General features: G+C 75.2%; 6 protein-coding genes. All 6 read left to right on the plus strand.

Going from position 1 to position 7,843, the window contains the following annotated elements:
- The first annotated feature begins 33 nt into the window (after positions 1-33).
- Positions 34-1,392 (plus strand): trypsin-like peptidase domain-containing protein, encoded by a 1,359-nt coding sequence (locus ACFZAT_RS05085; RefSeq protein WP_391260090.1) that lies wholly within the window; start codon positions 34-36, stop codon positions 1,390-1,392.
- Positions 1,389-3,659: a tetratricopeptide repeat protein gene (locus tag ACFZAT_RS05090; protein ID WP_391260094.1), complete on the plus strand. Its 2,271-nt coding sequence runs from the start codon at positions 1,389-1,391 to the stop codon at positions 3,657-3,659. The genes ACFZAT_RS05085 and ACFZAT_RS05090 overlap by 4 nt, the downstream gene beginning before the upstream one ends.
- 55 nt (positions 3,660-3,714) lie before the next feature.
- A complete protein-coding gene (locus ACFZAT_RS05095) occupies positions 3,715-5,112 on the plus strand; it encodes a hypothetical protein (RefSeq protein ID WP_391260097.1) in 1,398 nt (465 codons plus the stop codon).
- Complete coding sequence (locus tag ACFZAT_RS05100) at positions 5,109-6,164, plus strand: hypothetical protein (RefSeq protein WP_391260100.1); 1,056 nt, start codon at positions 5,109-5,111, stop codon at positions 6,162-6,164. Before ACFZAT_RS05095 ends, ACFZAT_RS05100 begins: the two co-directional genes overlap by 4 nt.
- Positions 6,161-7,408, plus strand: a complete 1,248-nt coding sequence (locus tag ACFZAT_RS05105) for a carbohydrate ABC transporter substrate-binding protein (protein ID WP_391260103.1) — start codon at positions 6,161-6,163, stop codon at positions 7,406-7,408. Before ACFZAT_RS05100 ends, ACFZAT_RS05105 begins: the two co-directional genes overlap by 4 nt.
- Positions 7,409-7,562: 154 nt before the next feature.
- A partial coding sequence (locus ACFZAT_RS05110; protein ID WP_391260106.1) for a carboxyl transferase domain-containing protein occupies positions 7,563-7,843 on the plus strand: 281 nt, incomplete at its 3' end.

The raw sequence follows: 7,843 nt of genomic DNA on the forward strand, positions 1-7,843 counted from the left end.
AGCGGGGCCCGTGCGCGCGTACGCTCGTGGACCATGGGGGAGTTGAGAGCGGACTGGCGGCTGCGACTGCGCCGGGACGACCCGAAGGAGCCGGTGTGCGGGGCCGGGGTGCTGATCACCCAGGACAGGGTGCTGACCTGTGCCCACGTCGTCGGGGAACCGGACACCCGGATGTGGATCGAGTTCGCCGAGAACCCCGGCATCCCGCCCGTCGCCGCCCGGGTCGCCCCGGACGGCTGGCTCCGGGGCCGCGAGGACATCGCCGTCCTCGCCCTGGAAAGCCCCCGCCCCCAGGCCGAACCCGCGCCCCTGTCAAGGCACTTGGAACGCGGCGCCGAGGTGTGGCTCGGCGGCTACGCGGCACCCTTCGACGCCGACGGCATGTGGCTCGCCGCACGGATCAGCGGTCTCCACGGCGACTGGGTGCAGCTCGACGCCCGCACCAACGCGGAGGTCGTGCGGCCCGGCTTCAGCGGCGCCGCCGTCCACACCGGGCGCCGGGGCGAGCGCCCCGAGAGCGTCGTCGGCCTCGTCGTCAGCTGGCGCGGCGACCTGGAGATGGAGCTGCCCACCGAGAACGACCTCGCCTTCTCGTACATGATCCCCGTCGACCGCATCGCGGAACTCCTGCCCCTGGTCGCCGAGTTGAGCGGCCCGGACGGATGGGACCACGCCTTCGCCGCGCGGCTGCGGCGCTGGTTCGCGGGGGCCGACCAGCCCTCGGTGCGCTTCAGCGTCATCCCGGAGGGCGGCGGCCGCGACCGCACCCTGCGCCACCAGCTGCACCGCGCCCACCTCGTCCACCACGGCGGACGCGGCACCCCCGACGCACTCGTGGACACCCTCGTCGCCCAGCTGCGCCCCCCGCTCCACCAGCGCAACCGCTACCGCGACTGGCTCCTCGAAGGCGGCGACGAACCCGAACGCTCCCTCGCCGGGCGCCCCGCCGCGGGCCCGGTCCTCGCGGTGATCGGCCTGGACGAGGAGCCGGACCCGGCGGCGCTCGTCCGCGTCCTCGCCCGGGTGCGCACCCTCGGCTTCCGGCTGCTGATCGTCGTACGCGGCACGGAGGGCCCGGCGCCCGGCGCGGTCGAACGCGACCTGCTCGTACCGGCGCTGGACGAGCGCGCCGAGGAACTGCTGAGGAGGGCGGAACAGATGGAGCGCACCTGGTCCCGCCTGGACGGCCTGACCGACTCCGCCTCGGCGCCCCCGCGCCCCGCCACCGACCCGGCGGCCCGCCGGCACCGGCTGGGGGAGCTGCGCGGGCTGTCCGAGCCGCACGCCCGGCTGGTGGGGCTGAAGCAGCTGTTACGCGATTTACGCGCCGACGTCGCGGGGGCGCCGGGCCGCATGCCCGGGCAGCGCACCGGACCCGTGGGCCGCCCATGAGGATCCCCTGCCCGCACCGCCGCTTCACCGGCGGCCCCTGCACCGGCGCCGTCCGGTCCACCGGCTACTGCGACACCTGCGGCCGCGACGAGACCGCCCCCGGCCTCCCGCCGCTGCCCGCCGCGCCCGAGGACCACGGACCCGCCGGACTCCTCGAACTCCCGCTGCTCGACCCGGGCAGCCCGGCGGAACGGCTGGCCGCCGCCGAACACCCCGTGCGCATCGTGATGACCTGCTCCGTCAAGTCCTGCGACACCGCGTTCGTCCCGCCGCACACCGCCGCGCCGCCCCCGGACGAGGGGTACTGCCCGGTGTGCCGGGCGCCCTACTCGTACCGTCCCGAACTCACCAGGGACGGGCCGCCGCTCCAGGACCAGTACGTCATCCGGGGCCCCATCGCGCACGGCGGACAGGGCTGGGTCTACCTCGCCGAGGACACCCACCTGGAGGACTTCGTCGCCGTCAAGGGCCTCCTCAACCGCTACGCGGAGCGCGGCGCCGCCCAGGCCGGTGAGGAACGCCGCAGCCTGGTCGCCATCCGACACGAACGCATCGTGCAGATCCGCGACTTCGTCTCCACCACCAACGCCGACGGCACCGTCTCCGGCGGTTACATCGTCATGGAGGACGTCGGCGACCGCACCCTGTCCGCGCTGGTCGAGTCGGTCCGGCAGGGTGACTTCGTCCTCGACATCGAACACGTCGTCACCTACGGCTGCCAGATCCTGGAGGCCCTGTCCCATCTGCACGGGATGGGCTTCCTCTACGGGGACATGAAGCCGTCCAACGTGATCCACCACCTCGACGGCATCAAGGTCATCGACCTCGGGGGCGTCCGCAAGGCGGGCAGCGTCGACCCGCCCCCCGTGATCACCCCGTACTTCGCCGCCCCGGAGACGGACGGCACCAAGCCGCTCACCGTGGCCCACGACGTGCACACGGTCGGCGTCACCCTCGACGAACTGGCCCGCTGGGCGGTCGGCGACGACGTCCCCGGGCTCGGCATCAGCTCCTTCCGCCTCGTCGTGGCCCGGGCCACCGCCGAGGACCCCGAGGAACGCTTCGGCACCGCCGAGGACATGGCGGGACAGCTGCGCGGGGTGCTGCGCGAGATCCGGGCCCTGCGCGGCAAGCGCGACCAGCCCGAACCCTCCGCGTACTTCACGCCCTCCACCGAACTCCTCGGCGCCCGCCTGGGCTCGGTCCCGGACTACGCGCACTGGCTGCGCCGCCCGCTGCACAGCCGCCGCGAAGCGCCCCCGGCGCCCACGCTCGACCCGGGGACCCCGACCCCGACCGAGATCGCCCGCCGCCTGCCGGTGCCCCGGCCCTACCCCGGAGACCCGCAGGCCGCCCGCTTCGGGGTCAGCAGCTACGACCCGGGCCAGCCGCTCGCCCAGCCCGCCGAGGGGGAGCGGTCCGTCGAGATCTGCCTGCACAACGCCCGGCTGCTGCTCGGCCAGGAGGGCCCCGAGGCCCTGGCGGCGGCCCATGAGCAGGTCGAGGCGGCGGCCGCGATCCCCGGACCGGGCCCGGTCCGGCAGTGGCGCCTCAGCTGGCACCGGGGCCTGGTCGCGCTGCGCGGCGCGGACGTACGGGAGAAGGAGCGGCAGGCGCTGCTGGAGGCCGCCCACGGCCACTTCTCGGCCGTGCACCGCGCCCTGCCCGGGGAGTACGCGGCGAAACTCGCCCTCGCCTACTGCGCGGAGCAGGCGGGTCCCGGCGCGGGCCCGTCCGCGTACGAACTCTTCCGCGCGGTGCACGCCCGCAACCCCTCCCACGTCGGCGCCGCCCTCGGCCTCGCCCGGCTCGCCCTGGCCCGGGGCGACCGGACCGCCGCCGTCCAGGTCCTGGACCTGGTCCCCGACGAGTCCCGCGACCACACCGTGGCCCGCGTCGCCGCCCTGCGCATCCGGGCCGCCCGACTGGCCCGCGGCGACCGCCCACTGCCCGGTCTCGGGGAGATCGACGCGGCACTGGCCGCGCTGACCGGCCCCGTCGTCGCGGGCGACGAGGCGGCCTGGCTGCTCCGCACCGAACTGTACGAGTGGAAACTCGACGCGGTCCGCACCGCGGCCGGCCCCCCGCCCGGACAACGGACCTGGCTGCGCAGAAGCCTCCCGCCCCCGCCGGTCCCCGGCGAACGGGAGGTCCGCGCCGAACTGGAGCAGTGCTACCGCTGGCTGGCCCGGCAGCGCCGCAGACCGGCGGAGTACGAACGGCTCATCGACCTGTCGCACGCGGTGCGCCCGCAGACACGGTTCTGAGGGCGCGTCCCCGGTCCCGCCAGCCACCACCCCGTCCTCCCCTGGAGATCCGTACATGGCCGCTTCCGACCCGTCGCCGACCGGGCTCAGCTTCGCCGTGTCCGTCGACGTGCGACGCGACCAGCAGCCGCACCACGACACCCGGATCGACGCCCATGTGCGCGTCAAGGCCACCGGCACCGGCCCCCGCGACCAGCGGCCCGCCACCGAACTCGCCGTCGTCCTCGCGCTGGACGTCGCCCCGGCGCGCCGCCGCGACGCCGCCGCCGCGCTCGCCGCCGCCCTGCGCGCCCTGCCCGACGGGCTGTCGTTCACGGTGCTCGGCGGCGCCGGGGACGACGGCCCCGGGCGGTGCTACCCGCTGCGCGGGCCCTGGGCGCTCGCGGACACCGACGAGAAGCGGCGCGCCGCGTTCAGCGTGGGGCGCGTCGCGCCGACCCCGGACGACCGGCCGCCGCCCGGGTACGGGGCCTGGCTCACCGCCGCCCGGACGCTCTTCGGACAACGCCCCCTGCCCGTACGGCACCTGATCCTCGTCACCGACGGCGCCGGGCACGATCCGGCCGGCGAGGCGGACCTCGGGGCCGGGATCGCCGCGTGCCGGGAGGAGTTCAGCGCGGACGTGCTCGCGCTCGGCGTGGACTGGGACCCGGCACCGCTGCTCGCCCTCACCGAGGGGCTGCACGGCACCGCCGACACCGCGCCCGACCGGTTCGCCCCCGCCGTCACCGGGGCGCTGCGGCGGCTGCGCCGGGTCCGGAGCCCCGAACTGCCCGTCACCGTCACCGGCCGCCCCGCGGTGACCGGGGTCGCGCTCAGCGAGCGGCAGCCCCGGCAGCACGCCCTCGTACCGGCGACGGCGCCGGAGCACCCGCACCGGTACGACTTCGCCACCCACCAGTGGGAGCCGGGCACCCGGGACTACCTGCTCGCCGTCCGGGCGGACGCCGGTGCCGACCCGCTCGGGGTGCTGCTCCAGCTCGCCACGGTGTCCGTCGGCGGGGCCACCGCCCCGCTCGTGGTCCGCTGGCTGCCGCCCGGCGTCGCCGTGGGCGCGGGCGGCGGCGGGGGAGGCACAGTCGACGCGATGAACGCCGCGACCCGGATGCGGACCGCGCTCGAACGGGGCTACGCGGCCCTGGACCCGATGAGCCGCGAGGAGGCCGAGCGGCAGTTCGGGCTCGCGGTCCGGCTGGCCCACGAGATCGGCGCCGACTGGGTCCTCACCAAGGTCCGCACCGTGGCCGACATCGTGGACGGGGCACAGGGCCTGGTCCGCGTCGGCCCCACCGTCGACCGGGGGACCGTGCGCGAGGGGCGGCTCCAGGTCGCGTCCGGCCCCCTGCTCGACCTGCCCGCGCACGCCGGGGGGCCGCCCGGCAAGTGCCCCGGCTGCCGTCACACCGCCGGGCCGGGCGCCCGCTACTGCATCGCCTGCGGGAGGAGCCTGTGAGGCCCCGGCCCACCCACTGGACGCGTGCCTTCCGGGCCCGCCGGACCGGCTCCCGCACCAGACGGCTGCTCGAACTGCACCTGGCCGTCATCGTGCTCGCCGCGTTCGTCTCGATGACCGCCCTCCTCGTCTCCTACCGCGAGGTGCAGAACGCGGCCGGCGAGATGCGCGCCCACGCCGCCCCCGCCGTCCAGGGCGTCTCCGCGACCCAGCTCGCCCTGCTCCGCGCCCACCAGGAGGCGGAGGTCTCCGTGCGCTTCGGCATCGACGAGGTCGTCGGGGCCGGCGCCCGCTACGAGGCCCAGCTCTCCGCCGCCGGCCAGGGCCTGTCCCGGCTCTCCGACGTCCAGATCGACGGCGAGCGGGGCCGGGGCGTCCTGGAGACCGTCACCGGAGTGCTCACCTCGTACAGCGGCTCCATCACGCCCGGGACCGTGAAGTACGTGGACGACGAGCTGATGCAACGGCAGAAGATGAGCGAGGCCGAGCGCCAGCTGAACCGCCCGGGCACGGGGGTCGTGCCCCGCCTCGACGTCCTCCAGGAGCACCAGATGCACCGGATGACCCGGATCAGCACCCTCGGCCCCCTCCAGGTCACCGGCTGGTCCGTCGCCGAACTGGGCTTCCTCGTCCTGACCCTGACCACGCTCAGCGCGCTGTGGCTGCTGCGCCGCCGCTGCGGGCGCAGCCTGGACCCGTGGCTGCTGCCGACGCTCCTGGTGGCCGTCGCCCTCGCGGTCGTACCGCTGTGGGCGACCGCCGCCACCCAGGAACGGCTGGACGCGGCGCGGCGGCAGCTGGTGCGGATCGAGGACACCGCGCGCGACCCCCTCGTACGGGCCGGGGACACGGCCCGCGAACCGGACCGCCTCGCCGACGCCCAGCAGTACGTCACCCGCGCCTCCACCGAGCTGCGCGGCGGACTGGCCGCCCGGAGCTGGCAGAGCTGGACCTACTACGGCGCGCTCGGCGCCGGCGCGCTGGTCCTCCTGCTGCCGGCCGCCGGGCTCAGCCGCAGGCTCAACGCCGACTACTACTGGAGGGCCGGATGAGACGGCGGTCCCGGGCGCTCCTGCTCGTCCTCGCCCTGCTCCTGACCGCCGCGGGATGCGGCCTCGCGGCCCCGGGCGGCAGCGACGCCGAGCCGAGGGTGACGATCCTCGGCCCCTGGACCGACGAGCAGGAACGGCAGTTCAAGGAGGTCCTGGACGGCTTCGGCATCCCGTACACCTACCAGGGCACCGCGGCCACCCGCGAGGTCCTGCTCGCCGAGGTGCAGGCCGGCAATCCGCCGGACATCGCGATCCTGCCCGGCGTCGGTGAACTGGTCGAGTACGCCGCCGACAACCGGCTCAAGCCGCTCACGGGCCTCTACGAGCCGGGGGAGTACGGCAACCCGTGGCTGCCGGAGGCCGAGGGCATAAAGAAGGACCTGTGGGTGCCGCTCAAGGTCGACCTCAAGTCCATCGTCTGGTACCGGAAGGGCGAGACCCCGCCGGACTCCCCGGCCGCCCTGGACGCCTGGTGCGCCGCCATGGGCGACGACGGCTCCTCGGGCTGGCCCGGCAGCGACTGGATCGAGGACCTGCTCCTCCAGCAGGCGGGCTCGATGCTGTACGCGCGCTGGGCCACCGGCGACCTGCCCTGGACCGCCCCGCACGTCGTCACCGCCTGGACCACCTGGGCGCACCTGCTCGCCCAGGGCTCGCGCGAGGACCGCCAGGCGATCCTGACCAGGGACCACCGCGGCCCGGCCGGCGGACACGGGCTGCTCTTCGACGGCGGCGGGGGCTGCTCCCTGGAACACCAGGGCTCCTTCGCCCGCTCGTTCTACGGAGACCGCAGGGCCGGGGCCGCCTTCGTGGACTCGGCGGGGCTGCTGCCCGGCGGCTCCTATACCGTGAAGGCCCACGAGGTGTCGGCCGACTTCGCCGCGCTGTTCGGGGACGGTGAGCGGGCCCGGACGATGATCCGGCGCCTCACGTCCGAGAAGGCCCAGGAGGCGTGGGGCCGCGAGGGAGGGGTGTTCTCGGCCAATGCCGCGGTCCCGGCCCGGAAGGGCGAGGTGGAGCGCGAGGTCGGGCGCCGGCTCACGGACCAGCGGGTGCCGTTGTGCCTGGACGCCTCGGACGTCATGCCGGCGGCGGTGCGGGACGCGTTCTACGAGGCGGTGCTGCTGACCGTGGCGCACCCGCAGGAGCCGGTGCTCCCGCGCCTGAAGGACATCCAGAAGGTGCAGGACGCCCAGGTGGCCCGCGTCCCCCGGCTCAAGGGCGTGTGCGGCAGGACACAGTGAACCCTTTGTGGGACCTCCACAAGGAGAACCCGGTACCGGCTGGTACTTCGCCTGCATGGGCCCGGCCTTCTGTCAGGCTCCACCAGTAAACCGGGCAGGAGACTGTACGGAGTCGACGGCAGGATTTTCTTGGCGGGGTTCGTAGGGTCGTTACATGACCGTTGTGGACGAAACCCAGGGCGAGCCGAGCGACACCCGCGGCCGTGTCGCCGAACTGCTGGCACTGCGCGAGCAGGCCCGGCGCGGACCCAGTGACCGGGCCACCGAGGCACAGCACGCCAAGGGCAAGCTGACCGCCCACGAGCGCATCGAGCTGCTCCTCGACCCGGGTTCCTTCCACGAGGTGGAGCAGCTGCGGCGGCACCGGGCGACGGGTTTCGGGCTGGAGGCGAAGAAGCCGTACACCGACGGCGTCGTCACCGGGTGGGGCACGGT

This window comes from Streptomyces sp. NPDC008163 (genome assembly GCF_042956885.1).
Lineage (GTDB): Bacteria > Actinomycetota > Actinomycetes > Streptomycetales > Streptomycetaceae > Streptomyces > Streptomyces drozdowiczii_A.